The sequence below is a fragment of the Tropicibacter sp. Alg240-R139 genome (assembly GCF_900537075.1).
Classification (GTDB): Bacteria; Pseudomonadota; Alphaproteobacteria; order Rhodobacterales; family Rhodobacteraceae; genus Falsiruegeria.
In genome coordinates this window covers 820,053-844,842 of record NZ_UNRA01000002.1, presented here as the reverse complement: position 1 = coordinate 844,842, position 24,790 = coordinate 820,053, and the positions used below count along the sequence as shown (strand labels likewise).

Below are 24,790 nucleotides of genomic sequence, written 5' to 3'. Positions count from 1 at the left end.
GGGTTTTGGCGTGGTGCAAGGGCCTGCGCCCGCCAAAACCGGCGGGAGAGCCCTTGCGAGTTGCTTTACCCTTCGACCTTGGTCAGGTCCGCCACGCTGGAACAGATGGTGCGGATCTGGCTGAGCAGGTTCAGGCGATTGCGGCGCAGGACATCGTTGTCGCTGTTGACCTGAACCTCTTCGAAAAACGCATCAATTGGTCCGCGCAGCGCGGCCATGGCGGTCATCGCGGTCGGGAAATCCTCGGCCTCCAGCGCCGGAGCGATCTGTTTCTCGGCCTCGGCCAGCGCAGCAAAGAGCGCCTTTTCGCTGTCCGTCTCGGCAAATTTCAGGTCCGCGCCATAAGAGTATTCGACGCCGTCCTTCTCCTCGGCCTGGGTCAGGATGTTGTTGGCACGCTTGAAGCCCTGCACCAGGTTCTCGCCATCCTCGGTCGCGATCACGGCGTTCAACGCACGGGCACGTTTGACCAGCAGGTTGAGGTCGTCGTTGCCCTCCATTGCGATGCAGGCGTCGATCACGTCGTGACGGATACCTTCGTCACGGAGGAAGACCTTGAGGCGGTCGTGGAAGAAGGAAAGTAAATGAACGCTCTTTTCGTCATTTCCGTCAGTAATAAAACCCGTCGGGCCTATCTTCTCGACTTCGTGTTCCTGTCCGCGACTGTGGGCATCGCGAAATTCAATACTGTATTGTTGGAGACCAATTCCTAAACCAAAGCACTTTTTTTGCGAAAGTCTTAGATTGTTCTCCGACACCAACCGAATAACCCCCAAAGCCGCACGACGCAGCGCAAAGGGGTCTTTCGAGCCTGTGGGTTTTTCATCAATCGCCCAGAAGCCGGTGAGCGTGTCCAGCTTGTCGGCCAGTGCTACGGTCACCGACAGCGGCGCTGTTGGTACGTCGTCGGACGGGCCAAGCGGTGAGTAGTGTTCTTGTGCCACGGCGGCCACGGCGGCGTCTTCGCCTGCGGCCTCGATGTAATAGCGGCCCATAAGCCCCTGCAGTTCGGGGAATTCATAAACCATTTCCGAGCTCAGGTCGGCCTTGGCCAGACGTGCGGCTTTTTCGGCCTGATCGGCATCGGCACCCGTCACCGGGGCCAGTTCACGGGCCAGCGCGGCGATACGCTCAATCCGCTCGGCCTGCGTGCCCAGCTTGTTGTGGAAGGTCACGTTGCCCAAAGCATCGGTCCATGCGCTCATGCCGGATTTGGCCGTGCGCAGATCGTTTTCCCAAAAGAACTTGGCATCGGCCAGACGCGCTGACAGAACCTTTTGATTGCCTGCCAGAATGGTCGCGCCGTTGTCGGTGGTTTCGCGGTTGGCCACGGTGATGAACTTTTCGATGCGACCCGTTTTGGGGTTCTTCACCGAAAAGAACTTCTGATGCTCTTTCATCGAAGTTTGCAACACCTCGGGCGGCAGTTCCAGAAAGTCATCGTCGATCTTGCCCATCAGCACGACAGGCCATTCAACCAGACCGGCAACCTCGGCCAGCAGGCCCTTGTCATCGACCACTTCGAGACCAGCGGCAAACGCTTGATTGGTGGCGTCGTTCCAGATGTGTTCGGCCCGCTCGGACGGGTTCAGCATCACAAACGCGCGTTTCAGCTTGGCCTCGTAATCCTCGAACGAGTTCACGGCAAACCGGCCCGGCGCCATGAATCGGTGGCCCTCGGTGGTGTCACCCGATGTGATCCCTTCGACGGTGAGCGGCACAACCTCGGTCCCGGTCTCATCTGACAGGATGCACAGGATCGAATGCAGCGGGCGCACCCACCGCATTGTGCCACTGCCCCACCGCATGGATTTGGGCCAAGGGAAGTTTCGGATGGTCGCGTCCAGCACCTCGGCGATAATGTCCGCCGCCGGGCGACCAGCTTTTTCGATGGTGGCGAAATACACCGCGCCCTTGGGCGTGTCGCGCTCTTCGAGTTGGTCACGAGTGACACCCGCACCACGCAGGAACCCCTCGATCGCTTTGTCAGGCGCACCGACCTTTGGCCCCTTGCGCTCTTCGCGCACTGTTGGGCTTTCCGCCAGCAAGCCCTGCACTGTCAGTGTCAGACGGCGGGGCGTGGTCAGTACGGCGGCACCTGCATAGGTCAAACCGGCCTCGACCAAACCATCGGTGATACGCTTTTTCAGATCCTCACCGGCGCGGGTTTGCATGCGCGCGGGGATTTCCTCGGAAAACAGTTCGATCAGCAGGTCGGGCATGGTCGGTCCTTAGAAGTTCACAATCGTCTGGATGACGATGGCATTGGCGATATCCACGAAGAAAGCGGATACAAGGGGGAGCACGATAAAGGCAATAGGCGACGGGCCATATCGCTTGGTCACGGCGGTCATATTTGCGATTGCGGTGGGGGTTGCGCCCAAAGCGAAACCCCCGAATCCGGCGGCAAGAACAGCGGCGCGGTAACCGCTCCCCATGATGGGGAAGAGGACGAAGATCACAAATGCCACGGTGAATGTGGTCTGCGCCAGCATCACCACGGCAATTACGGCGCCGAGTTCAGCAATGGTCCACAGTTGCAGTGTCATCAACGAAATCGCCAGAAACGCGCCAAGTGCAAACTCCGAGATCATCGCCAGCGCAGGTGTGCGCGAGATCGGCTTGGCGTTGGGGCGGAACGCGCTGCGCAGATTTGCGATCACGATGGCCACGATCAGGCAGGGCACAAAGAGTGGCAGTTTCAAACCAGCGGCCTCGATCCCCTGGGACAGGGCATAGCCCAGGATGATCGCGATGTTCAAAAACAGCAGAACCCGCATGACCGAGACATGGTCGATTTTGTTTTGATCTTGGCCTTCCCCGTCTGGAACACCAATCGTGTGCCCCTCGTCAGGACGACTTGGGGTCAGTTTGTGCGTTTCGATCAGGTATTTTGCCACTGGCCCACCGACCAACGCAGCCAGAACCAAACCAAGGGTCGCAACGGCCACCCCCAGTTCGGTCGCGCCGGACAGACCTGTCGCGTTTGCCACTTCTGGGGCCCATGCGATGGCGGTGCCATGCCCTCCGATCAAAGAGGCCGATCCAAACAGGACGCCGGCCTGCCAAGGATACCCAAAAGCCGACGCCCCCACGGCGCCGATCACGTTCTGCGCTAGGATGGTCACTAGCGTCAGGACCAGCAGCAAGAGCAGCGGTTTGCCCCCAGCGATCAGATCAGACAGGCGAGCATTCAGACCGATGCCTGCAAAGAACAGCACCAGCAGGAAATCCCGTGTCGCCATTTCGAACGCGAATTCCAGGTCAAAGCCCAGATAAAGCCCCAGCACCACCAACGAGGCCAACAGGCCCCCAGTCACCGGTTCTGGGATGTTGAACTGACGCAGCACCGCAACCCGCCCGTTGATCTCGGCCCCAAGCAGGTAGACCGCAAAGCCAAGCGTTGCTGTCACAAAATCCGGTATTACAAAGGTTTCGGCCACCGCGGCCTCCTGACGGTTGAATCAGTTTGTTGGACGCTCGGGGCAGGTTTCGCCGACCACGGTGCCATCATAGGCTTTTTCGCCGCAGTCGTTGAATTCGTGCCAGACATATCCCTTACCCTCGTCAGTGACAGCTACGACGCGGTCGACCCCAAAGGCGATGTTCTTGACGGCCAGATAAGTGCGCGCGCGCCCTTCGCCGATGGCCGCGCCAATGGCAAGCGCGTCAAAGCAATCAAACCAATCCGGTGCCACGCGCGGTTCAGTCTTATCGGATTCGACGTATGTGGCCGACATATCGTCCAATGAAAGATCCGTCGTGAAACAAGCCCGGTAACGGATGGGCGAGCTGTCGGCGTCGATCGCCTGAAACTCCGTATAGGCGATTGGTCGCGGCTCTGCCGTGTCTTGTGCCATCAGGTGCACGTCCTGCCCCGGCTGCGCATCGACGGTGTAATAGAACCCATAGATCTGGAGATAATAGATCGCCGCCCCCGCAATTGCGGTCGACAGCAACAAAGCGATTACAAGCAGTTTGCCCGCCATGGATTAAATCTCCTTCATAAAGGGGTACGCCCCTTTCCTACGTCTGAGGAATGCGACAGGGTATCCGAACATTACACGCACAGGATACTTCGACGCATGGATACCGGATTTGCCATCACATTCTTTGGCGCCCTTTTCGCAATCATGAACCCGATCAGCAACCTGCCGATCTTTCTGAGCGTCACTGCAGAGGCCTCGATGGCCGATCAACGCAAGATCGCCATCAAGACCGCGCTTTACTGTCTGATCCTGGGCGGGTGTTTTGCTGTGGCCGGCAGCCAGGTGCTGAATTTGTTTGGCATTAGTGTAGATGACTTTCGCGTGGCGGGCGGGCTGGTCGTTTTGCTGCTGGCGCTCAACATGCTCAGCGGCAATGAAAGCAGCGCGCATCACGGGACAGACGCCGAAAAAGCCGACTACCCGGCCCCGGAAACGGTTGCCTTCTATCCGCTGACCTTTCCCATTCTGGTGGGCCCCGGCACCATCACAACGCTGATTGTCTATTCGCATCAGGTGACAGACGCCGCTCACGCGATTGCTTACGCGGGCGTTTTTGCGGGCATGGTGGCGCTGTTGGCGCTGACTTTCTGGAACGCGCCGATGCTGGCCAAACATCTGTCGGGCACAGCGCGCGTGATCATGAGCCGCCTGATGGGCATGATCCTGGCCGCCATCGCAATCGGCATGATTACCGAAGGGTTGAAAGCGCTGCTGCCGGGATTGGCTGGGTAAGTGGGTCGCGCGGCCCATCAGGCCGCGTAGCCCCCCGCCTCAGTCTGCACAAAAGCGTCGGCGCATTGTTTAGCGAGCGCCCGGACACGGCCGATATAGGCTTGGCGTTCGGTGACCGAGATCACGCCGCGTGCGTCGAGCAAGTTGAAAATGTGGCTCGCCTTGATGCACTGATCATAAGCGGGATGAGCCATGATGATACGCTTGCCGGTTTTGGGATCGTCGTGCTCCTGGCTCAGGATCGCGGCACATTCGGCCTCGGCCTCCTCAAAGTGACGCAGCAGTACCTCGGTGTTGGCCACGTCAAAGTTCCAGCGGGCGTATTCTTCTTCGGTCTGCTTGAAAATTTCGCCGTAGGTCAGCGGGCTTGGCGATTGTGGATCGTTGAACGGCATGTCCATGACGTGATCGATGCCCAAGACGTACATCGCCAAGCGCTCCAGACCATAGGTCAGTTCGCCGGAAACGGGCGTGCAGTCGTGGCCGCCAACCTGCTGAAAATAAGTGAACTGGCTGACTTCCATACCGTCGCACCAGACCTCCCATCCCAGACCCCAGGCGCCCAGGGTCGGGCTTTCCCAGTCATCCTCGACAAAGCGGATGTCGTGCAGATCCATGTCGATGCCGATGGCCTGAAGCGAGCCCAGATACAGTTCCTGTAGATCCGGCGGGCTGGGTTTGATCAGCACCTGATATTGATAGTAGTGCTGTAAGCGGTTCGGGTTCTCGCCATAACGCCCATCAGTCGGACGGCGCGATGGTTGCACATAGGCCGCTGCCCACGCCTTGGAGCCAAGTGCGCGCAAAGTCGTCGCCGGGTGGAATGTACCAGCGCCCACTTCCATGTCGTAAGGCTGCAGGATTGCGCAGCCTTTCGAGGCCCAATAGGCCTGAAGCCGCAGGATGATTTCCTGGAACGAACGCGGGGCGTTGGTCTGATCGGTCATGACATTCCCTTAAACCGCGCGTGCAAGCGCATGGGGTTTTTACTTCCGCCCTTTCCTATGTCGCCCACCCAAAAGGGTCAACGCCACATGTGCCAGCCCTGTCGTGTTATCGACACACCTTCGGCCTCACCCCGGCAGGGGCATGGCGTTTGCCCCGCATTCCTGATTATGCTGCGTCCAGAATACCGATTTCAAAGGCAAGAGACCCGACGATGATAAGAGTCTTCACCGCGTTCATTTTCGCGATCATTACTTCCCTGAACACAGCTCAGGCGCAACAGACCAACGGCGAGGTGGTCTGGGTCCAGATCGAAGCCCACCCCAGTTTGCGCGTGGCGCAACAACGGGCGCAAATCTATGCCGATGCCCTGCCGGACGTTAACGGGTTTTCCCTGGGCAGCAATTGGTACGGCATCGTCCTGGGGCCTTACTCGGCTGACGACGCTGAGCGTGTGTTGCGCGTCTATCGCAACGAGCGACAGATTCCGCGCGACAGCTTTGTGGCGCAGTCCAACGCCCTGGGGCAGCAATACTGGCCTGTGGGTGCCAACGTTCTGAACCGCGGTGTTGTTGCCGCTCCCGTTCTAGGCGATGACCAAACCCAAGTCGCGGAACCTGTGGCGCAGCCGGAACCAGCGGATGAAACCCCGGCCGAGGCGCGACGCAGCGAGCGGTTGCTGTCGGCGCAAGAACGCAAGGATCTGCAGGTCGCGTTGCAAGCCGCCGGGTTCTATAGCGCCGCCATCGACGGGGCCTTTGGCTCGGGCACACGCCGGTCGATGGGCGAATGGCAACTGTTCACCGGGTTTGAACAGACTGGCATCCTGACAACGGCTCAGCGCAAGGTTCTGATGGATCAATACAACGAACCGCTGATCAGCACCGGCATGCGGTCCCATTCCGACCGTTCGGCCGGGATCGACATGGATCTGCCTTTGAATGTAGTCCGTTTCTCGCGCTACGAGCCGCCGTTTGTGCATTTCGACAGCGCATCTGACCTGAGCGCGCGCATTCTGCTGATCAGCCAGCCTGGCGATCAGGCAACGCTCTTTGGTCTTTATGACATCATGCAGACGCTAGAGATTGTCCCGCTTGAAGGACCGCGCGAGCGCAAGAAGGATAGCTTTATCCTTGAAGGGCGCGGCAACGGCATCGTGTCCTACACCGAAGCGACGCTGAAAAACGGCGAGATCAAGGGCTTCACCCTGATCTGGCCCGAAGGCGACGAAGCGCGTCGTGCCCGTGTCCTGGCTGCGATGAAGGCCAGCTTTGCGCGCACCGACGGCGTGCTGGATCCCGGCGCAGGCGGCGATGCGGCACAATCCATCGACCTGATCTCTGGCTTGCAGGTTCGCCGACCCCGCGTTTCGCGTTCCGGTTTCTACGTCGATGGCAAGGGAACGGTTGTGACAGTTTCAGAAGCTGTGGACGGTTGCACCCGGATCACGCTGGACAACGACTATACTGCCGACTTGATCAGCGCGGATTCAGGTCTGGGCGTTGCGGTGCTGAGACCCCAACAGTCGCTGGCCCCGATGGAAGTTGCACAACTGAGCATTGAACCGCCGCGCCTGCAATCAGACGTGACCGTTGCAGGCTACAGCTTTGAAGGTGTCCTGGGCGCGCCGACCTTGACCTTTGGCAAGCTGTTGGACGTCAAAGGGTTGCGCGGAGAGACCGAGTTGTCCCGGCTTGATCTAGCGGCTCAATCCGGCGACGCGGGCGGCCCTGTGTTCGATCCGGCTGGCTCGGTCGTGGGCATGCTTTTGCCCGCCGCTCAGACCGGCCAGCAGTTGCCGCGCGGCGTAAGCTTTGCCGCTGATGCCCAAGCCCTGCGTGACGTTCTGCAAGCCGCAGGACTGCGGGCGGCAGACGCAAATGGATATCAGGGCGTGTCACCAAACGAACTGTCGCGCCGGGCCAATGGAATGACGGTTCTGGTGAGCTGCTGGAACTAAATGAACACAGTGCGGGAGACATCAAGCGCTCCCGCCAATCGTCGTTGATCCTGGCGGATCATCTCCTCTTGTTGGGCGTGGCACCGCGCGCCCGGTGCCACGCCCCCCGCCGTCCGCAGGACGCAAAGCCGATAGGCTGCGCAGGTGGCTATAGAATATCTGGTGTAAGATAGATCAGTGTGGGTCCATTGGCTGTAAAGGCCGCTTGAACGGCGGCTTGCATCTCGGCCAGATCCTTGGGCGCTACCGCATCAGCGCCAAACGCCTCGGCGAGATTGCAGAAATCCGGGTTGCGCGCGATCACAGCATTTGGCGCAATCTGCGCACGGGTCATGCTGTCCTCGATCTCTTTGAGTTTGCCGTTGTCCCACAAGATGATCGGCAGAGGCAGCCCCAGTTCCACCGCTACCCCCAGCTCGGGCAACGTGTAGTGCAGACCGTAATCTCCGATGATCACCGCCGTCGGCTGACCACGACGTGCCACAGCGCCACCGATACCAGCAGGCAATGCGTACCCCAAAGTGCCGAACCCATAAGGATGGTGCCAGTGATAGGGTCGATGCATCTCCCACACCTCTTTCGCAACATAGGCAAACTGGGTCATGTCAGAGTAGATCATCGTGTCCATCGGCATTGCTTCACGCAGCGCGTCAACCACCGGGACGATCCCTGGACGTTCGGCATCCGTCTCGGACCGCCAGCGGGTGCGCGTTTCGGCCACTTCGGTCGCTGCCCATCCGGTCTTGGGCGTAGCAGCTTCGGTCGCCTCCCACAACGCGTATGCAAAGCTTTCGGCATCCATCTGCAGCTTGATCGCGGCCCGCTGAGGGTCAGCTAGAACCGAAGGGTCGATATCCACCCGAACCAGATTCGCTGTATGCCCCAAATCCTGACGCCACAGATCAACCTCGGCCAGTTCGGTTCCGACAGCCACCACCAAATCGGCGGATGCGACGATGTCCGCACTGCCCGGACGTGCCAGCCTAGCCCCATAGTCCAGCGCATAACCAGTTCCAACCATACCGCGCCCCGCATAGGTCGTCAGACAAGCCGCGCCGATCTGCGTCAACACTTGCCGCCACAGGTTTGATTTCGCCCCACCGCCCAAAATGAACAGAGGCCGTTGCGCGATGTTTAACAAAGACAAAACCGGCGCAATGTCCGATGCCTTGGCCTTGAGCGTCAGCGCAGGCTGGTTCGGGAACGGAGCGGGTTCGGCATCCGCCTCAAGCTGCGCGATCGGAACCTGGATGTGCTTTGGCCGGGGGCGTTGCGTTTCGAACTCTTCAAACGCGCGCTCGATCAGGCCGTAGGCTGACTGTGCTGTATGCGCAGTATGGGACCAATCACACACAGTGGCTGCCGCGGCTTCCTGATCTTTCATCTGGTGCAGCTGCCCCTTGCGGGCCGCCGTTTCATCCAGACAGGATGACAAGACCAGCATCGAAACGGAATCGGAATAGGCCTGCCCCATCGGTGTCATGATGTTGCACAACCCCGGCCCGGTGATGACATAGGCCACCCCCGGCTTGCCGCTGGCACGGGCATAGCCATCGGCCATGAACCCTGCCCCTTGTTCGTGGCGGGCCAGAACATGGGTGATCCCGGCTTCTTCGATGCCGCGATACATTTCCTGATTGTGCACCCCCGGAATGCCAAAGATCACGTCCACGCCGCGATCTTTCAACATATGGGAAATTTGCGCACCCAATGGTCTTTTCATCATGCTCTCCAGAATTGCACGGTGAGAATGGCGTATACCGCCAAAAGTTCCAGCCGCCCGATCAGCATCGCAGCGACCAATATCCATTTTGACGCGTCGTTCAGCCCGCCAAAGTTACCGGCAGGGCCGATCTGGTTGCCCAAACCCGGCCCGATGTTGGCCAAAGCCGCCGCCGCGCCCGAGACAGATGTTGTCAGATCTAATCCTGTCAGCCCCAGCAACCAGGCCACAGCCCCCATGGTGACAATGAAAAAGACAAAGAAGCTCATAACCGAGCTCAGGACATCCGGCCCTACAGGTCGGCCTGCATATCGCGGCGTGAACACCCCATGCGGCGTGCGGATACGCTGCAGCTGTGCCTTGATCGACGCGAAAAGGAGTTGATAACGGAAAATCTTGATCGAACAGGCGGTCGAGCCCGCGCAGCCACCAATCAATCCGACAAAGAACAAGAGCGTGACGGGAAAGCCGCCCCAGGTCATGTAATCCTCGCTGGCATAACCCGTACCGGTCATCAGCGACACAGTATTGAACAGCGTCTTGCGCACGGCCGGTTCGCCAGTGGCCCCTGTATAAGCCAGGTTCCAGGCGGTCAGTACCAACACCAGAACCAGCGCCGTCGCCAGAAATGCGCGGATTTGGGTGTCCCGAAACAGCGGTCGTGCGCTTCCGGCCGTCATTTGCACGAACCGCACAAACGGCAGCGCCGCCAGCAGCATGAACACCACAGCGACGTACTCTGCCCCACCCGAAAACGCCCCAAACGACGCGTCATAGTTGGCAAATCCGCCCGTGGCCACTGTTGTCATCGCATGAACAGAGGCGTCAAAAGGGGCCATCCCAACGGCGGCGTAGGCCAGCGCGCAGGTCATCGTCAAAGTGATGTAGATTACCGAAATCCGCGATGAAATCTCTGTCGCACGCGGGAGGATTTTACCAAAAGTATCAAATCCTTCCGAGCGAAAGATCTGCATGCCCCCAACCCGCAGTTCTGGAAGAAAAACCATAGCGACAACAATGATCCCGATCCCGCCCAGCCATTGCAGCAATCCGCGCCACAAAAGCAGCCCGCGGGGCAGCTGATCCAGGCCAGAAATTACGGTCGAACCTGTGGTCGTCAGCCCTGACATCGATTCGAAAAAGGCGTCGACAAACCGCAACTCGGTTTCGCCGAACATGAACGGAACCGCACCGAAGATCGGCAATACCACCCAAACACCCGTGGTCAGCAAAAATGTCTGTTGAATGGTCAGCCCCTCGCGCAAACCATTCGAACAGCTAAGGGCAATCAGCCCGCCCACAAGGACGGTGATCAAACCACTTTGCAGGAACACATGCCACTCACCCCGCCCTTCGATAAGGTCGGCGAGCATCGGCAAAACCATGGTCACGCCAAGAATGGCAACCAACAGCCCGATCACATATCCAACGGGGCGCATATCCAACATGACGCGCAGGGTTGGCTTGCGCGCCGCGGACTGTCAAGCCGAAGGCGACGGCTTAATCGTCAGATTGCGACTTGGTCTGCGGCATGCTGGGTGGACGCGATGGGACGCGGCGCGCGCGCGTCGAAGTCGTCGTTGCCGTTTGGGTTTGCTTGGCAGCCGATTTTTGCACGCGTTTTCCTGTTTTGGTACCAATGGTCGTAGCCACGGGCTTGGCGGCCGCGGCCTTTGTCACAGGCGCAGCTTCAGCCGCCTTTGCCGGAGCCACGTTTGTACGGACGACCGGTTTCCGCTTGGATGCAGCAGTTTTGGCCGAAGGTACCTTGGTTGGGGTCCGTTTGGGCGTAGTCACCTTGGCAGCCCTGCCGGCGGCCGCAGTATTGACACCAGTGACCGCCTTTGACGTCTGGGTTTGTGGTCTTTGGACCTTAGTGGCCGGAGTCAGGGTCGCAAAGCGCGACATCGCCTGTAGCAGTTCAATCTGTGTGGTCAGGGCATAGCCTGCCATGCGAATGGCTGCAGTTTGTGCGTGAAGTGGATAGAGAAATGGGGTCATGTTCGGGGGTCCCAAGTCAGAGAGAAAAGATCGACGAAAGCAACTGCTGTCAGGACAAGCCGCCACATGGGCGCATAGAAACGTGTTCCACTTAGGTCTTGCATGACGGCCCCTTTCAACTCACGCGGCAGTTTAAGCTCCACGCAGGGTTTGCTTTCACTCTCAATATAAGGCGGCCCCTTGCAATTGCAGCAAACTTTATGCCGCAGGTGCGAAAAAGCGGCATTTTTCTGCTTAAGTCTACGCCGCATTGCGGAAAGCGCCCAACGCTTGTGCACTTTGTTGTTACCTCAAAATCGGTGCGAACAGGCTTTCGCCACATTGAGGACGGTCTAAGACGTAAGTATTCCGCGCCTCAAACGCCACCGCGCCGCGCGAAGCGCGGCGCCCGGCCCAACGGGAGGAGATGTTTCGTCAGAAACATTGACGACCGGCGGGAGCATCCCCCGTCTATCTACAACAAACACAATGGTTGGAATCGCTGCACCCAATAATCGTCAAACCCACGTGATCCTTCAACCTATGTGGAACAACGTGTTGAAAAGTTTGGGGTCCAGGCTTACCGCCTCAAATGTCGGTCCCTCGGTCAATACCGAAACCGCGTCATGGCTGTGCAGGCTTTCCTGATGGCTCGCGATAACGCGAAAATCACCGACATGGTGATCTGCCAGCAACTCGGCACAGAACGAACGTGCAGCGTCCTCGACAAAAATCGGGTTGGCGGCGTTCAGCTCGGCAAAGGCCTGCTCGTCTTCGCGCTTGACCATAACCTGCGTCTCGGTCGGCACGGCGCGGCGGCACAGCTCGATCAAATCCTCGAACCACAAACAATCAGTGTTACTGTCCACCACCGCAGAAATCCGCGCAACCGAGCGCTGCGAATGCGGCGTGGCCAGTTGTCCCCGACTTATGCGCGCATGCTCGCTCAACTCCAACGAACAGGGGCACGTCGAAGAGTATACATAGTCTAGGTGCATGATCTTCTGACGCACACCGTTTTGTTCAACCAATTCTAGCGCGATGTCATAGTACTGATATCCCACCAACCCCGAGCGCAGGCTATTCACACGGTCCGGAAAAGAAAACCGCATCTGAATGCGGGCATCAAAGCTTTCCAGATCGCTTTTATAATCATCCAGCGCCGCCTCGATCACTTCGAACGAAAACGTCCGTTCGGCATGTTTGTAAAACGACCGCATGATGCGGGACATGTTGATGCCCTTTTTCTCGGCCTCCAAGCTTACAGTGCCCGTCACCGAGGTTTCCAGCGTCAGATCCTCGCCCTCCTTGCGGTGAAACCGGATCGGAAGGCGGAAATTCGAGATACCAACATGCTGAATCTGCTGCTTTGCGCCGCGGATAAGGCTCGATGGGCCATTCTGCAGGTCAGGCAGCGACGCCTTATAGGCCTCATTGACCTTGAAATCCTCGGGGTACGCGCGCGACAGCGACGGGTAGTTCACCGGCACCAGGCCCGGAACAAGGCGGGCCACACTGGGATCAAGCTGCGCGATCTCGGCCTCGGTCGCAGTTTTCGCCCAGGCACGCAAGACATAGAGCGCGGCAGCGGCGTCTTCGCGGTCCGGGGTCTCGTTGACGTCACGAGTGTGAAAATTCATCTGCGCGGTTCCTTTGCATGGTCCCACCCATCTAAGGGCAGTCACGGGCCATCTGAACATCTAGCCCATTTCGGCGTCATTTAGCAGCCCAAACAAAAAGTAGCAGCCCAAACAAAAAGGCAACGTGGAATTTTCGTCATTTTCCGTCAGAATACGTCAGTCGACGATCAGAATGGTGATTTCTTACAGCCCTTGAGAACTGATCATCAAATGACGCGCCGCTATCCTGTAAGAAGAGCTTTCTGAAAGTCCATCAGCCGCCGCGACTTTGTTTTGTAGTGCGCGTGGAGCATTACGTAAGGGCGCGGCATCTGGATTGATCGCGGATCGCATTTCCTGACAATTCCGGATTTAAGAGCCATCGACACGACGGTTTCCGGCAAAAGAGTCACCCCAATCCCTGCTGTACACAGTGCCAACGCATCGGGTACGGACGCAGCCGCGATCGGCGCGATATCTTCAGAAAGTAACCCATAAAGCTCGCTCCATTGCCGCCATCCCGGTACTGACGAAATCCGGGTGCCCCAATTCACGTCGATGCGTCGAAAGTTGCCCAACGCGCCCGGCCCTGACACGACCGGCACCAATTGATCCGTGAACAATTCGTGGCTGGCGTAGTCGGGCAGCTCCCCCCCATAACTCAATCGTACGTCGATGCCATGCAGTTCCAAGTCTTGATCCTCGGCTTCGGTACGTAGTTCAACCGGCACATCGGGCCGCAGTTGCGCAAAAACCGCCAACCGCTGCGGTAGCCAGAGCTGCGCCAAAGCGGGTGTCGCACTGATCACGAAGGGACGCCGCCGGTCCCCTTGCGTCAACGCATCTGTAAAGCGTGCAATCTCGGCCAGGGCCGAGGCGGCGTTTTGATAATAGTCACGCCCTGCATCTGTAATGCGGAGCTGATTGGCTTTGCGAACAAACAGCTGAAGGTTCAACCAATCCTCCAAATTTCGAACTTGCAGGCTGACGGCGGCGGCGGTCACACCCAACTCAGCCCCAGCAGCAGAGAAACTGCCCGTTCGTGCGGCACATTCAAAGGCCCGCAATGCGTTCAATGGTGGTAGGTTCATATCGCCCTCAAGTTTTTCTAATGCTCACCAAGATTTTTCGTAGTGGTCAAGCCTCGTGTCGAAATGACAGGGTTTCTTCAGCCACCGCCAACGAGGTTTCCCATGCGCGACATTCTTGATCTTGACCGCTTTCCCCTGGACCGCCCGCACAACGCCGATTGGCAAGCCCTTGTTGATCGCTGCAAGGCCGATCTGGAGATGGAGGGCATGTTCAACCTGGACGGGCTGATGCGCCCTGCCATTGCGGCCCAGGCGGTTAAGGCGATGTCGACCCCGTTCGAATCCGAGGCGTTTTTGCACGAACGGAAGCACAACATCTATTTTAAACCCATCGACGGGTTGGCAGATGATCACCCTGCCCTGCGACAATTCCAAACCTCGAACCGGACGCTTTGTGCAGATCAGATCACTGGCTCGCCCCTGCTGCGCCTTTACGAATGGCCTGAATTTGCCTTGTTCCTGGCTGCCACGATGGACATGCCAGAGTTGCACGTGATGGAGGACCCGCTGGCCCGCGTGAACGTGATGTCCTATCGGGAAGGTCAGGCATTGAACTGGCACTTTGACCGGTCCGAGTTCACCACCACCCTGTTGCTGCAAGCCCCCGATCAGGGCGGCGGGTTCGAGTACCGTACCGATCTGCGAACCGACACCGATCCGAACTATGACGGTGTGGCCAAGTTGCTGAATGGTCAGGACACGGAGTCAAAGGTTATCTCGCTCACCCCAGGCACGCTGAACGTCTTCAAGGGCAAGAACACCGCGCATCGGGTAACCCCAGTCTCGGGGGCCAAAGAGCGGGTGATCTCTGTCTTTTCCTTCTACGAGAACCCCGGCGTGACCTTTTCAGAGGCTGAGCGCATCGGTTTCTATGGGCGCGCATCATGAACGCGCCGTTCAAAGACGACCGCAAACTGGCTTATCTGAACTCCGAAGGCGCTGACAAACCGCTCAAGAGCCCGGTGCCACAAGAGGTGCTGGACCGGGCCCGCAGCTATCGCCTGTCACGATTTCGCGCATTGATGAACCAACATGATGTGGCGGGTCTGCTGCTCTATGATCCGGTCAACATCCGCTATGCTTTTGACAGTTCCAATATGGGAGTGTGGACCAGCCACAACCCGATCCGCTACGCGATGATCCTGAATGATGGGCCCGGGATCATGTTCGAATTCAAGGGCTGCGAGCACTTGAATGCCGACCTGCCGGGAATTGATGAACTGCGCAATTCCATCGGCTGGATGTTCATGGCCGCGGGTGACCGCTCGGACGAGCGACTGAATGTCTGGGCCGATGAAATCGCGGCTGAATTGCGCGCCCATGGGGGTGGCAACATGCGATTGGCGGTGGACCGTATGGAGCCCGAGGGTGTCGCGGCGCTCGCTGCGCGCGGTGTACAAATCGTCGAGGGCGGGCAGATCACCGAAATTGCCCGCTCGATCAAGTCCGCTGACGAAATCGAGTTGATGCGCTGGACCATTCGCGTCTGCGAAGCCGGGATGGCGCGGATTTATCAGCATTCAGACCCCGGCGTGACCGAGCGCGAGTTGTGGGCACATCTGCATTTCGAAAACGCCCGATCGGGTGGGGAATGGCTAGAGACCAAATTGCTGACCTGCGGGCCGAATACTAACCCATGGTACAAGGAATGCTCGGACCGGGAATGCCAATTGGGTGAAATGATCAGTTTTGATACGGACATGATCGGCCCCTATGGCTATTGCGCTGACTTGAGTCGGTCGTGGATCTGCGGCGAGGCCGCGATGAATAACACGCAGAAACACCTGTATTCCGCTGCACGGTCCCAGATCGAACATAACATGGCGTTGATGCAACCGGGGCTGAGATTTACCGAGTTCAACGCCAAAAGCTGGCAGATCCCCGAGGCCTATCAACGCTACCGCTACTCGCTGGCTGCCCATGGGGTGGGCATGGCGGATGAATGGCCTGTGGTTCTGCTCCATCCTGACTTCGAGGCCAGCCATGGGGGCGCATTCGAGGTTGGTCAGGTTATCTGTGTCGAAAGTCTTATCGGCGAAAAAGATTCCGAGAGCATCAAACTGGAAACCCAGGTGCTGATTACCGAGGACGGCCCTGAGCGGCTGGACAGTTTTCCATGGGAGTTGTGAGACGAAATCAGATCGGCCAAATGCCGCCGCCTGCGCCATAAGGTCACCTGATTTACACAATTCGTGCTATACTACCCGTGAGGTTGATCAAGCAGGAGATGTGTCGATGTTATCGCATTCACTTCGTCTCGCCATTGCTATCGCTGTGCTGGCTCCGATAACGAGCGTTCTTTCCACGCGGGCGATAGCGCAGAATTCGGACATTCCGTCATGGCTGCGCAAGCATGTGGGTACCGGCGAGGGGCAGATAGCCCCTGTGGTCCTGAACCGGGCAAGGGCACTTTATTTTGAGAAGCGGCGACGCGGGGAAATAAGTAACCCCTGCTATCTGGCTAAGGACGCCACCCGGCCCAGCACATCTGGCGGCCGACCGGGACGGCGCTTCTATGTTATCTGTGAAGGCAAACAGAGCTTCCGAGCGGTATCCTCGGGCTATGGCAACGGGCGCAAGCTACAACGCGCAAATTTTTCCAACGGGCGGCAATGCGCCCGGAATTTCAGCAACGCCGAAGGGTCAAAGTTGACGATGGGTGGGGCCTATGTGACCGCGGAATCCCGTACGTCGTTCAAAGGTTACTACAATCAATCCGGTCAGCGGAAACCGTTCTATCGCACGTTCCTGCTGTTTGACGGAGAAGGGGAAACATCAAACGCCCGCGAACGGGCTATCGGCGGGCATCCGGCGGTGTTTTTGAAATGGCAATGCCGGTACAAGAACCCCCAAAGTCCTCATGCCGACAAGGACGGCTATGTCCCCTATGGCAGGCTGGTGAACTACACCGGCGGGCGCAGCAACGGGTGCACGACCTGGTCGCCTGCGGAATCGCGCGACATCCTGGCGCTGACCGAGGGCAATCCGACAACGCTGTATATCTACCCCGAGGGCAAGGACATCAATGCCGTGGCCAAGGCGGTGAAGAAAGGCAAGTCCGTGTCAGGTGCCGGTCTTTATTGGAACGCGGCCTGCCTGAAAGCCATCGGAACACCAAAGTTCTGGCCCAAACGTACCTTGCAACCGGTCATAAACCAGTGGCGCCAGTCGCTGCCCAAGCATCCCCCATTGGAATTGCCGATCTGCAAATGAGCAGACGTGGGTCATTTTTATTATCCGGGGATGCTCCCGCCCGTCGTCGATGTTTCTGACGAAACACCTCCTCCCGTTGGGCCGGGCACCGGGCTTTGCCCGGTGCCCGGCCCAAAGCCGCTAGCGGTGCCGACGCAGTCGGGATCGCTCGGGTGCGGGAGCGTCCCTGAGCTTGGACTCGTGACGAAGAGTGTTACGCCGACAGACTGTCGAGCGCCTGTATGACATCCGCCAACAAGTCGTCGGCATCTTCAAGACCAACTGAAAAACGGATCAAGCCGGGGGTGATGCCCAGCTCATCGCGCTGGTCTTCGCTCAGACGCTGGTGCGTGGTCGTGGCCGGGTGGGTCACGATAGATTTGGCGTCGCCCAAGTTGTTCGAGATCACCGGGATCGTCAGCGCATTGAGAAAAGCAAACGCAGCCTCTTTGCCGCCTTTGATGTCCAGTGACAGAACCGTACCACCCTTGCCACCCAGTTGACGCTGTACGAGATCGTTCTGCGCGTGTGTCGCCAGACCTGGGTACAGAGTACGCTCTAGCTCTGCGTGCCCCTCAAGGACCTCGGCGATCTTTTGGGCCGATGCCGCCTGCGCGTTCACACGCAGGTCCATAGTTTCGATCCCTTTCAGCATGACCCAGGCATTGAATGGGCTTAGAGCGCCGCCAGTGTGCTTGAGGTAGGGCTCAACAGTGCCACGTATGAATTCCTTGGTGCCGATGATCACCCCGCCCAGCGCGCGGCCCTGACCGTCGATGTGTTTGGTCGCGGAATAGACCACAACGTCGGCACCCTGCTCTATTGCGCGTGAAAACACCGGGGTTGAAAACACGTTGTCCACGATCACTGTCGCGCCCACGGCGTGTGCGAGGTTGGCCACCGCCTCGATGTCGATCACTTCGAGTGTCGGGTTCGACATGGATTCAAAAAACACGGCCTTGGTGTCGGGGCGGATCGCCGCTTCCCACTCTGTCAGGTCGGTGCCGTCGACAAATGTCACCTCGACACCATAGCGAGCCAGGATGTTTTCCAGGATATACAGACACGACCCAAAGAGCGCCTTTGCCGAAACCACATGATCGCCCGCCTTGAGCATCGAGGTCAGCGCGCCGTTGACAGCCGCCATGCCGGACGCCGTCGCAAATGCGTCTTCACCGCCCTCAAGCGCTGCGATGCGCTGCTCGAACATGGACACGGTTGGGTTGCCATAGCGGGCATAGATGAACTCATCCTCGCCGCACTCGATGAACCGTGCTTCGGCGGCTTCGGCGTTTTCGTAGACGAACCCTTGGGTCAGAAAGATCGCTTCACTGACCTCGTTGTATTGGCTTCGGCGCACGCCGGCGTGGACGGCTTGGGTACGTTTGTTCCAGCTGTCGCTCATGTCATCGTTCCTTTCCTTGCTTTCCGGCGGAAAGCTCAAAATAAAAAACCCCTAACGCGGTCAAGCGAAAGGGGGCTTTCATCCTGACCTTTTAGCGGTGTTGTTTAGCGTGGCCCGCAATCCGGTAACAAATCGCCACGTAGCTCGTGATTTGCGTTTACGCCCCGCAACGGGCTGCGTCAAGCCCGCAACATTCACGATCCATTGCGCACCATTTCACCAAGCAACACCAGCCGTCACGGAGCTGTAACCAAGGCTTCACTCAACCGTCATAGCGTCATGCAAAGGAGCCCATGCACATCTGGATTGGGGCAGCTGGATGACGATACTTCGGATCAATGCGCAAGGAACGCAGCCAAGATTGCATAATAGTCTGCAGCCTGTGGACAGCCTTATCCGGCAAACACGCGACATTCCGGGGCCGGTTGTTATCATGGCCCATGGGTATTCCTATCGCACCCATGATCCCGTCGGCTGCCCGCATAATTTGGTGTTCTCGACGGCGCCCAAAACTCATCCCAAACGGGTCAAAAGCTGGCCCGTGGCATTGGGTCTCGACAGCAGTGACCGTTTGTCCATCGCCTTTGGGTGGGACGCACATGGCACCTTATGGTCAGCGCGGCAGCGTGCGCTGCAGGCGGGGCAAGCTTTGGCAAATGTCGTGCTCCGTCTCAAGCAAGAGAACCCCATCCGCCCGGTTCATTTCATCGGCCATTCCCTAGGAATAGAGCTGGCGTTGGAGGCCCTGCACCAGCTTGAACCGGGTCACCTGAACCGGATCATTTCCCTGACCGGAGCCGCTTATCGAACGCGCGCCTTAGAAGCCTTGACGACACGGGCTGGAACGGCCGTGGAATTTTTCAACGTGACCACGCGGGAAAATGATCTGTTCGATTTCCTGTTTGAGTGGATCATCGCCCCGCCCGCGCCGCGCGACCGTGCTATCGGCCTAGGCATCTCGGTGCCCAATGCGGTGACCTTGCAGTTGGATTGTGGCGACAGTCTGGACGCGCTGTCTTGTCTTGGTGTTTCGATCGCCCCCTCTGGCAGGCGGGTCTGCCATTGGTCCAGCTATATGCGTCCCGGCGTGTTCACCCTGTATGAGCGGTTGCTTTCAACCGATAAGCCGTTGTCAGTGGCCACGCTAAAAGACGCTCTACCCAGTCAAGCAGCTGCGCGCTGGTCACGTTTGTTTGCGCTGCCCAGGTATGACTTCCCCTTGCCGTTTGTGCAGAATTCCCCATGATCCGGCTATGATCGTTGCGCCAGAGCGGCGAAACCGAGGGGGACCGCATGCAGCAACCAATTGACCTTTTCTATTGGCCCACGCCAAACGGGTGGAAGGTGTCCATCGCACTCGAAGAGATGGAGCTGACCTATAACCTGCATCTGATCAACATTGGCAAAGGCGATCAGTTCGACCCTGAATTTCTGAAAATCGCCCCCAACAATCGAATGCCCGCCATCATCGACCCGGACGGGCCGGGCGGCGCGCCGGTGTCGCTTTTTGAAAGCGGCGCGATCCTGATGTATCTGGCGCGCAAGACCGGGCGGTTCTATGGCGAAACCGAACGGGACCGCCTGACAGTCGAACAATGGCTCATGTGGCAAATGGGGGGCGTTGGCCCAATGGCGGGGCAAGCGCATCACTTCCTCAAGTATGCACCCAATTTGGACCCACCCCAGGACCTGCCGTATCCCAAAGACCGCTATCGCGCGGAAGTCGCACGGCTTTATGGCGTGCTAGATCGGCGTCTGGCTGAGAACAAATATGTGGCCGGTGATTTCTATTCCATCGCGGACATGGCCATTTGGCCTTGGGCCTGCCTGTGGGAAGGCCAGCAGCAGACGCTGGAGGACAAACCGCATTTTGCACGCTGGCTGGAGCAGGTGGGCAGCCGCCCCGGTGTGCAGGCGGGTCAATCTCTCAAAATCGAGCTACGCGGTGATCACCGCAGCACGCAGGCACAGGACACTTTATTCAAACGCAAATGAGGATGGGGTTCAACCTTCTTCCCGTTCAACCGCGACCAGCCCCAGCTTGCGGGCAGCAGCCAGACTCAGGATGCCGGAATCGAGCCCCTCGGGCTTTTGATAACGGCGCACGGCTGCGCGGGTGCGGGCGTCCATCTCTCCATTGATTGGTCCACGGTAGAGATAGCGCGCGGCCAGCGCACGCTGGATAGACGAGACAAACTCGGGCGTCATCTCATCCGCACAAGGCGTTTGAAACCAGGTTTCCTGCCGGGGGCGGACTATCTGTTGCTGTGTTTCAGTCTTGAAGATTGCGGGCTGCTGTACGGTGCCGTCGGCCAGCACTTGGGCCGGTTGCAGCATCACCTGATTGGTGACTGTTTCGATGATGGCCGGCGTCACGTCCTTGCCCCAACAGGTGTTGGGTGCAGCCCCGGGGGGCGCTTGGGCGTTGAATCGTGTCACCTCGGGTTCGTTCAAAGCCCCCAGATCAGGCACAGCCGAGCCGCAGGCCGCAAGGCCGGTCAGCGCAAGCGCGCTTAAGATGATACGAAACTGGGTCATGCTCGGGCCTCTGTGGGCGTTTGGCGTGACTTTATCGCAAAAGCGCTGCCCGCGCAAAGGAAGACATTGTCTTGAGCTTGGCCCTAAGGTTGCGGCGCCAGTAGGTGGTCCAGCATGGGCGAGATATCTTCGATCTCTTCGGCAATCACATGGGTGACGGAATGGGCCCGCTGCATCCGGCCCGTGACCCGCAAGAGCCGCCCGGCAATAACCGCGCGGCGGAAGCGTTCATAGATCTTGCGCCAGACCACAATGTTCACCACCCCGGTTTCGTCCTCAAGCGTGAGGAAAATCACCCCCTTGGCCGTCCCGGGCCTTTGCCGCAGGATCACCAACCCCGCCACGGTGATCCGCGCGCCCTCGGGCGGTTCTTCCAACCGGGCGGCCACCAGGCAGGCAGGCGGGCGCGGCCAGCCGCCCGTCTGGGTGGTTTGGTGAATCGGTGTCACGAACATCACGGCCCTGCCCTGTTTTGGGTTCAAATACAGGAACAAAGATAGAACATACGCTACGAAAGTCCAGACGCGTCAGCCTGGGTCGCAAATGACACTGGCATCGCCCATGTCCCTTGTCTAAGGAGTTCGCGGAACATCGCAAAGGAAGACGTGAGCAATGGCAAAGATCACTTACATCGAGCACGGTGGCAAAGAGCATACCGTCAATGTCGCCAACGGCCTGACCGTGATGGAAGGCGCACGGGACAACAACATTCCCGGCATCGAAGCCGATTGCGGCGGCGCCTGCGCCTGCTCGACCTGTCATGTCTACGTGCACCCCGAATGGGTCGAGAAACTGCCCGCCAAAGACGACATGGAAGAGGACATGCTGGACTTTGCCTTCGAACCCGACGCTGCCCGCTCGCGCCTGACCTGCCAGGTCAAGGTGACCGACGCGTTGGACGGCCTGGTCGTGCAGATGCCCGAAAAGCAGATCTGATGCGAAAGGGGGCGCCGCGCCGAACGTCGCGCCCCTGGCCCGCGTCCATTCGCGGCGCGGTGATAGCTGCGTGTTTGTGGCCACTGCCCCAAGGGGTCACCGCGCAAACCACACAAACGGCAGTGAGTGCCGTGTATGACGAACCGACCCGGCGCTATCCTCACGGTGTATTGGGGGACGACGTCGAATACGGCGCTTTGGTGATCCAGTCGGCCGGTCAAACCATAACTGTCCGCCTCCCTCAGGATCGCGTGTTCGAGGACCTCGCCCCCCGGCTTGCCGATCTGGACGGCGACCAAGTGCCCGAAATCGTCACCATCGAAAGCCAGGCCCAAACCGGCGCGCAGTTGGCGGTCTATAACCTGACCGGCCAAAAGATCGCCGCAACGCCCCATATCGGCACCCGCAACCGCTGGCTTGCTCCCGCAGGGATCGCCGATCTGGACGGCGATGGTTTTGTCGAGATCGCCTATGTCGACCGACCCCATCTGGCCAAGACCCTGCGCATCTGGCGGGTAAAAGACGGCACACTGACCGAGATCGCAACTCTTCCTGGCCTGACCAACCACCGGATTGGCGAGGACTTCATCTCGGGCGGGTTGCGCCAGTGCGGCGACACATCAGAACTGATCCTCGCCTCAGGCGATTGGCGCCACATCATCTCGGTCCGCCATGACGGCCAAGGCTGGCAACAAAGCAACGTCGGAGCTTTCACCGGGCGCCAAAGCCTGGAAGCCGCGCGCAATTGTTGATCCTGGGTGCCACCGCGCCGCGCGTCAGCGCGGCGCCCGGCCCAACCAGAGGCGACACCGCCCCGGTGTCAACGATGGGCGGGAGCTCCCGTCTGCTCAGATAACAGCCATCGAGTTTTGGTTCTTTCATACGCTCGGCGCGAACAGCAATCTTGAATGTAACAAATTAGGCCGATTCAGGACGCAAAAACGCCCCGCTAGCTTTTGCTCTGTTGACCAACCAAATCCGCTTGGCGGACAAAGTGAGCTTTCTCTGCGACTGCGCCAATGGCTGCCTACAAAAGGCCGACTTCTAAGTCAGATTACCAGGGGCATCTGCGATCAAGCGATGAAGCAGGCCGGAAAGCTGCTCCAAGTCTTCCTGGGTCCAGCGGTCACGAAAAACATAGCCTGCCTGTTTTGTGAATGTGACACGCGCTTCGTGAACTTTCTCCAACCCAGATTCGGTCAGGACTACAAATGCCAACCTTGCGTCCCTTTCGTCCGTTTGTCGCGCTACTACCCCGATTTTCTCCAAGGGCGCTGCCATACGCGTTACCGTCGACGCGCTCACGTGCATCCGCTTTGCAAGTTCGACACGGGACAGGCGATGTAGAGGCGCTTGCTCTAAGTGCAAGAGGAGAAAAACCTCGTTCACCGAGAGACCGTGGACCGAAGCGAAATCGCCCGAAAGTCGTGCTTTGATCTGATCCGCCGATTGTAGAAGGCGAAGAGTATTTGTGAGGCATAAATCATTCATGTGGACATTGTATGCATATTGCTTGCATATGCAAGTACATTGCAATACTGGTGCGCGAATTATCCTGATCAATAATGGGTGACGTCATGGACCTTGAAATTATTTTCTCAATTGCTGGCTTACTTGCGATGGCAGGCTGGCTTGTTTTGCTCGCAGCGCCGCTCATTCCACATTGGTCTGACTTGATTGCTGGTTATGTCATTCCGACCTTGCTCTCATTGGGCTATGTCACTCTCGCCCTCATTTTTCCATCAAACGGCGGGGGCGGATTTGGCAGTCTCGCTGAAGTTATCGACCTGTTTGCGAACCCCAATGCGATGATGGCCGGGTGGGTGCATTATCTAGCGTTTGACTTATTGATCGGGGCCTGGATGTGCAGAACGTCAAGGCGCGATGGCCAAAGCTTCTGGCTTGTTGCACCCTGCCTTCCAGTCACGTTTCTTTTTGGTCCAGCGGGTTTCCTTGCCTTTTCAATCGTTCGCATCTTTGCGCCGAAAAAAGCGACCTAAACTGATTTACACTAAAGAAAGATTTTCCCAATGCATGACGATAACACACAGCAAGTTCACCTGATTTGCGGCTCAACGGGCGCGGGCAAAACGACATATGCCCGCGCGTTGGCCAACAGCAACGGCGGAGTTGTATTCTCGATCGATGAATGGATGGTATCCTTGTTTGGAGAGGACGCACCGGACGCCTTGGACCCCGCATGGATTTTCCCACGCGTCCATCGTTGCGAGGCGCAAATGTGGGCAATGGCGTTACAGCTTGGCAAGTTGGGCATTCCCTCGATCCTGGACTTTGGGTTTCAGCGGCAAGAACACCGTCAGAAGTATGGCAGACTCGCGAAACAAGCTCAGTTTGCGGCAAAACTGCATGTCCTGAGTGTCGATGCATCAGAGCGGTGGAAACGTATTGAAGCGCGCAACACGAACCAAGGTGAGAGCTTCCATATGGAAATCACACGCGGCATGTTTGACTATATCGAAACGACTTGGGAACTGCCCAGCGATGATGAGGTGGCCTCGATGTCGCTGGCAGATTTGGAAAAGCGTCTATAGATTACTTCATAGAGCGGTCGTTCGTACAGTATGCAGCATCATGTACTTTGGGCTCGAAACTGACATCCGAAGGTAGCCCCAACAACCGAAACGTGCCAGAAACGCTTGACCGCCGCGCGAAAAAAAGA

At 58.3% G+C, this 24,790-nt stretch carries 24 protein-coding genes and 1 riboswitch; of the genes, 11 read left to right on the top strand and 13 right to left on the bottom strand.

Going from position 1 to position 24,790, the window contains the following annotated elements; genetic code table 11:
• Positions 1 to 65: 65 nt before the first annotated feature.
• The 3 genes from glyS to G6R15_RS11745 are packed head-to-tail and all read right to left on the bottom strand — an operon-like array spanning position 66 to position 3,989.
• Positions 66 to 2,222 (bottom strand): glycine--tRNA ligase subunit beta, encoded by a 2,157-nt coding sequence (gene glyS / locus G6R15_RS11755; RefSeq protein WP_164660026.1) that lies wholly within the window; start codon positions 2,220 to 2,222, stop codon positions 66 to 68.
• Positions 2,223 to 2,231: 9 nt separating this feature from the next.
• Positions 2,232 to 3,443 carry a sodium/glutamate symporter gene (gltS, locus tag G6R15_RS11750; protein ID WP_164660025.1) on the bottom strand — a complete coding sequence of 404 codons (1,212 nt, stop codon included), beginning with the start codon at positions 3,441 to 3,443 and terminating at the stop codon, positions 2,232 to 2,234.
• Positions 3,444 to 3,464: 21 nt separating this feature from the next.
• Entirely contained in the window at positions 3,465 to 3,989 is a 525-nt protein-coding gene (locus tag G6R15_RS11745; protein ID WP_164660024.1) for a DUF6446 family protein, read from the bottom strand.
• A 96-nt stretch (positions 3,990 to 4,085) separates the two neighbouring features.
• Here G6R15_RS11745 and G6R15_RS11740 point away from each other — a divergent pair, with 96 nt between their 5' ends.
• Positions 4,086 to 4,721: a MarC family protein gene (locus G6R15_RS11740; RefSeq protein WP_164660023.1), complete on the top strand. Its 636-nt coding sequence runs from the start codon at positions 4,086 to 4,088 to the stop codon at positions 4,719 to 4,721.
• A 17-nt stretch (positions 4,722 to 4,738) separates the two neighbouring features.
• Here G6R15_RS11740 and G6R15_RS11735 read toward each other — a convergent pair whose 3' ends face one another.
• Complete coding sequence (locus G6R15_RS11735) at positions 4,739 to 5,668, bottom strand: glycine--tRNA ligase subunit alpha (RefSeq protein ID WP_164660022.1); 930 nt, start codon at positions 5,666 to 5,668, stop codon at positions 4,739 to 4,741.
• A gap of 212 nt (positions 5,669 to 5,880) precedes the next feature.
• On the opposite strand from G6R15_RS11735, the gene G6R15_RS11730 reads away from it, so the two are divergent.
• Positions 5,881 to 7,626, top strand: a complete 1,746-nt coding sequence (locus tag G6R15_RS11730) for a serine protease (protein WP_164660021.1) — start codon at positions 5,881 to 5,883, stop codon at positions 7,624 to 7,626.
• A gap of 148 nt (positions 7,627 to 7,774) precedes the next feature.
• On the opposite strand, the gene G6R15_RS11725 is transcribed toward G6R15_RS11730, so the two are convergent.
• From G6R15_RS11725 to G6R15_RS11705, 5 genes are all read right to left on the bottom strand, one after another.
• On the bottom strand, positions 7,775 to 9,349 hold the full coding sequence (locus G6R15_RS11725; protein ID WP_164660020.1) for a 5-guanidino-2-oxopentanoate decarboxylase: 1,575 nt from the start codon (positions 9,347 to 9,349) through the stop codon (positions 7,775 to 7,777).
• Positions 9,349 to 10,797 (bottom strand): TrkH family potassium uptake protein, encoded by a 1,449-nt coding sequence (locus tag G6R15_RS11720; RefSeq protein WP_164660019.1) that lies wholly within the window; start codon positions 10,795 to 10,797, stop codon positions 9,349 to 9,351. Before G6R15_RS11720 ends, G6R15_RS11725 begins: the two co-directional genes overlap by 1 nt.
• A 52-nt stretch (positions 10,798 to 10,849) precedes the next feature.
• Positions 10,850 to 11,350, bottom strand: coding sequence for a hypothetical protein (locus G6R15_RS11715; RefSeq protein ID WP_164660018.1), 501 nt, complete (start codon positions 11,348 to 11,350; stop codon positions 10,850 to 10,852).
• Positions 11,351 to 11,865: 515 nt separating this feature from the next.
• On the bottom strand, positions 11,866 to 12,969 hold the full coding sequence (folE2, locus tag G6R15_RS11710) for a GTP cyclohydrolase FolE2 (RefSeq protein ID WP_164660017.1): 1,104 nt from the start codon (positions 12,967 to 12,969) through the stop codon (positions 11,866 to 11,868).
• A gap of 221 nt (positions 12,970 to 13,190) precedes the next feature.
• Entirely contained in the window at positions 13,191 to 14,039 is an 849-nt protein-coding gene (locus G6R15_RS11705) for a LysR family transcriptional regulator (RefSeq protein ID WP_164660016.1), read from the bottom strand.
• Positions 14,040 to 14,141: 102 nt separating this feature from the next.
• Between G6R15_RS11705 and G6R15_RS11700 the strand changes: the two genes are divergently transcribed.
• The 3 genes from G6R15_RS11700 to G6R15_RS11690 all read left to right on the top strand — a co-directional run bounded on the left by G6R15_RS11700 (position 14,142) and on the right by G6R15_RS11690 (position 17,252).
• Complete coding sequence (locus G6R15_RS11700; protein ID WP_164660015.1) at positions 14,142 to 14,927, top strand: 2OG-Fe(II) oxygenase; 786 nt, start codon at positions 14,142 to 14,144, stop codon at positions 14,925 to 14,927.
• Entirely contained in the window at positions 14,924 to 16,168 is a 1,245-nt protein-coding gene (locus G6R15_RS11695) for a Xaa-Pro peptidase family protein (protein ID WP_164660014.1), read from the top strand. Before G6R15_RS11700 ends, G6R15_RS11695 begins: the two co-directional genes overlap by 4 nt.
• A 106-nt stretch (positions 16,169 to 16,274) precedes the next feature.
• Positions 16,275 to 17,252, top strand: a complete 978-nt coding sequence (locus G6R15_RS11690) for a hypothetical protein (RefSeq protein ID WP_164660013.1) — start codon at positions 16,275 to 16,277, stop codon at positions 17,250 to 17,252.
• A 193-nt stretch (positions 17,253 to 17,445) separates the two neighbouring features.
• Here G6R15_RS11690 and metZ read toward each other — a convergent pair whose 3' ends face one another.
• Positions 17,446 to 18,636 carry an O-succinylhomoserine sulfhydrylase gene (gene metZ / locus G6R15_RS11685; protein ID WP_164660012.1) on the bottom strand — a complete coding sequence of 397 codons (1,191 nt, stop codon included), beginning with the start codon at positions 18,634 to 18,636 and terminating at the stop codon, positions 17,446 to 17,448.
• Between the two features lie 71 nt (positions 18,637 to 18,707).
• Positions 18,708 to 18,785, bottom strand: a riboswitch (SAM riboswitch).
• A 233-nt stretch (positions 18,786 to 19,018) separates the two neighbouring features.
• Here metZ and G6R15_RS11680 point away from each other — a divergent pair.
• On the top strand, positions 19,019 to 19,882 hold the full coding sequence (locus tag G6R15_RS11680) for a DUF726 domain-containing protein (protein WP_164660011.1): 864 nt from the start codon (positions 19,019 to 19,021) through the stop codon (positions 19,880 to 19,882).
• A 47-nt stretch (positions 19,883 to 19,929) separates the two neighbouring features.
• On the top strand, positions 19,930 to 20,631 hold the full coding sequence (locus tag G6R15_RS11675; protein WP_164660010.1) for a glutathione S-transferase N-terminal domain-containing protein: 702 nt from the start codon (positions 19,930 to 19,932) through the stop codon (positions 20,629 to 20,631).
• A gap of 9 nt (positions 20,632 to 20,640) precedes the next feature.
• On the opposite strand, the gene G6R15_RS11670 is transcribed toward G6R15_RS11675, so the two are convergent.
• On the bottom strand, positions 20,641 to 21,174 hold the full coding sequence (locus G6R15_RS11670) for a peptidoglycan-binding domain-containing protein (protein WP_164660009.1): 534 nt from the start codon (positions 21,172 to 21,174) through the stop codon (positions 20,641 to 20,643).
• Between the two features lie 83 nt (positions 21,175 to 21,257).
• On the bottom strand, positions 21,258 to 21,623 hold the full coding sequence (locus tag G6R15_RS11665) for an OB-fold nucleic acid binding domain-containing protein (RefSeq protein WP_240336742.1): 366 nt from the start codon (positions 21,621 to 21,623) through the stop codon (positions 21,258 to 21,260).
• Between the two features lie 163 nt (positions 21,624 to 21,786).
• Between G6R15_RS11665 and G6R15_RS11660 the strand changes: the two genes are divergently transcribed.
• Entirely contained in the window at positions 21,787 to 22,110 is a 324-nt protein-coding gene (locus G6R15_RS11660) for a 2Fe-2S iron-sulfur cluster-binding protein (RefSeq protein WP_164660007.1), read from the top strand.
• Positions 22,111 to 22,241: 131 nt separating this feature from the next.
• Positions 22,242 to 22,862: an FG-GAP-like repeat-containing protein gene (locus G6R15_RS11655; RefSeq protein ID WP_164660006.1), complete on the top strand. Its 621-nt coding sequence runs from the start codon at positions 22,242 to 22,244 to the stop codon at positions 22,860 to 22,862.
• 292 nt (positions 22,863 to 23,154) lie between these two features.
• Here G6R15_RS11655 and G6R15_RS23105 read toward each other — a convergent pair whose 3' ends face one another.
• Positions 23,155 to 23,601, bottom strand: coding sequence for a MarR family transcriptional regulator (locus G6R15_RS23105; protein WP_164660005.1), 447 nt, complete (start codon positions 23,599 to 23,601; stop codon positions 23,155 to 23,157).
• A gap of 74 nt (positions 23,602 to 23,675) precedes the next feature.
• Between G6R15_RS23105 and G6R15_RS11645 the strand changes: the two genes are divergently transcribed.
• Together G6R15_RS11645 and G6R15_RS11640 are read left to right on the top strand one after the other, a co-directional pair.
• Positions 23,676 to 24,110 (top strand): ABA4-like family protein, encoded by a 435-nt coding sequence (locus G6R15_RS11645; RefSeq protein WP_240336741.1) that lies wholly within the window; start codon positions 23,676 to 23,678, stop codon positions 24,108 to 24,110.
• A 30-nt stretch (positions 24,111 to 24,140) separates the two neighbouring features.
• On the top strand, positions 24,141 to 24,662 hold the full coding sequence (locus tag G6R15_RS11640; protein ID WP_164660004.1) for an ATP-binding protein: 522 nt from the start codon (positions 24,141 to 24,143) through the stop codon (positions 24,660 to 24,662).
• Positions 24,663 to 24,790 lie beyond the last annotated feature (128 nt).

What these genes read in the sequence shown, in the direction of transcription:
- glyS (WP_164660026.1), bottom strand. Translation starts at nt 2,222, where the DNA reads ATGCCCGACCTGCTGATCGAACTGTTTTCCGAGGAAATCCCCGCGCGC.
- G6R15_RS11745 (WP_164660024.1), bottom strand. Translation starts at nt 3,989, where the DNA reads ATGGCGGGCAAACTGCTTGTAATCGCTTTGTTGCTGTCGACCGCAATT.
- G6R15_RS11740 (WP_164660023.1), top strand. Translation starts at nt 4,086, where the DNA reads ATGGATACCGGATTTGCCATCACATTCTTTGGCGCCCTTTTCGCAATC.
- G6R15_RS11735 (WP_164660022.1), bottom strand. Translation starts at nt 5,668, where the DNA reads ATGACCGATCAGACCAACGCCCCGCGTTCGTTCCAGGAAATCATCCTG.
- G6R15_RS11730 (WP_164660021.1), top strand. Translation starts at nt 5,881, where the DNA reads ATGATAAGAGTCTTCACCGCGTTCATTTTCGCGATCATTACTTCCCTG.
- G6R15_RS11725 (WP_164660020.1), bottom strand. Translation starts at nt 9,349, where the DNA reads ATGAAAAGACCATTGGGTGCGCAAATTTCCCATATGTTGAAAGATCGC.
- G6R15_RS11720 (WP_164660019.1), bottom strand. Translation starts at nt 10,797, where the DNA reads ATGTTGGATATGCGCCCCGTTGGATATGTGATCGGGCTGTTGGTTGCC.
- G6R15_RS11715 (WP_164660018.1), bottom strand. Translation starts at nt 11,350, where the DNA reads ATGACCCCATTTCTCTATCCACTTCACGCACAAACTGCAGCCATTCGC.
- folE2 (WP_164660017.1), bottom strand. Translation starts at nt 12,969, where the DNA reads ATGAATTTTCACACTCGTGACGTCAACGAGACCCCGGACCGCGAAGAC.
- G6R15_RS11705 (WP_164660016.1), bottom strand. Translation starts at nt 14,039, where the DNA reads ATGAACCTACCACCATTGAACGCATTGCGGGCCTTTGAATGTGCCGCA.
- G6R15_RS11700 (WP_164660015.1), top strand. Translation starts at nt 14,142, where the DNA reads ATGCGCGACATTCTTGATCTTGACCGCTTTCCCCTGGACCGCCCGCAC.
- G6R15_RS11695 (WP_164660014.1), top strand. Translation starts at nt 14,924, where the DNA reads ATGAACGCGCCGTTCAAAGACGACCGCAAACTGGCTTATCTGAACTCC.
- G6R15_RS11690 (WP_164660013.1), top strand. Translation starts at nt 16,275, where the DNA reads ATGTTATCGCATTCACTTCGTCTCGCCATTGCTATCGCTGTGCTGGCT.
- metZ (WP_164660012.1), bottom strand. Translation starts at nt 18,636, where the DNA reads ATGAGCGACAGCTGGAACAAACGTACCCAAGCCGTCCACGCCGGCGTG.
- G6R15_RS11675 (WP_164660010.1), top strand. Translation starts at nt 19,930, where the DNA reads ATGCAGCAACCAATTGACCTTTTCTATTGGCCCACGCCAAACGGGTGG.
- G6R15_RS11670 (WP_164660009.1), bottom strand. Translation starts at nt 21,174, where the DNA reads ATGACCCAGTTTCGTATCATCTTAAGCGCGCTTGCGCTGACCGGCCTT.
- G6R15_RS11660 (WP_164660007.1), top strand. Translation starts at nt 21,787, where the DNA reads ATGGCAAAGATCACTTACATCGAGCACGGTGGCAAAGAGCATACCGTC.
- G6R15_RS23105 (WP_164660005.1), bottom strand. Translation starts at nt 23,601, where the DNA reads ATGAATGATTTATGCCTCACAAATACTCTTCGCCTTCTACAATCGGCG.
- G6R15_RS11645 (WP_240336741.1), top strand. Translation starts at nt 23,676, where the DNA reads ATGGGTGACGTCATGGACCTTGAAATTATTTTCTCAATTGCTGGCTTA.
- G6R15_RS11640 (WP_164660004.1), top strand. Translation starts at nt 24,141, where the DNA reads ATGCATGACGATAACACACAGCAAGTTCACCTGATTTGCGGCTCAACG.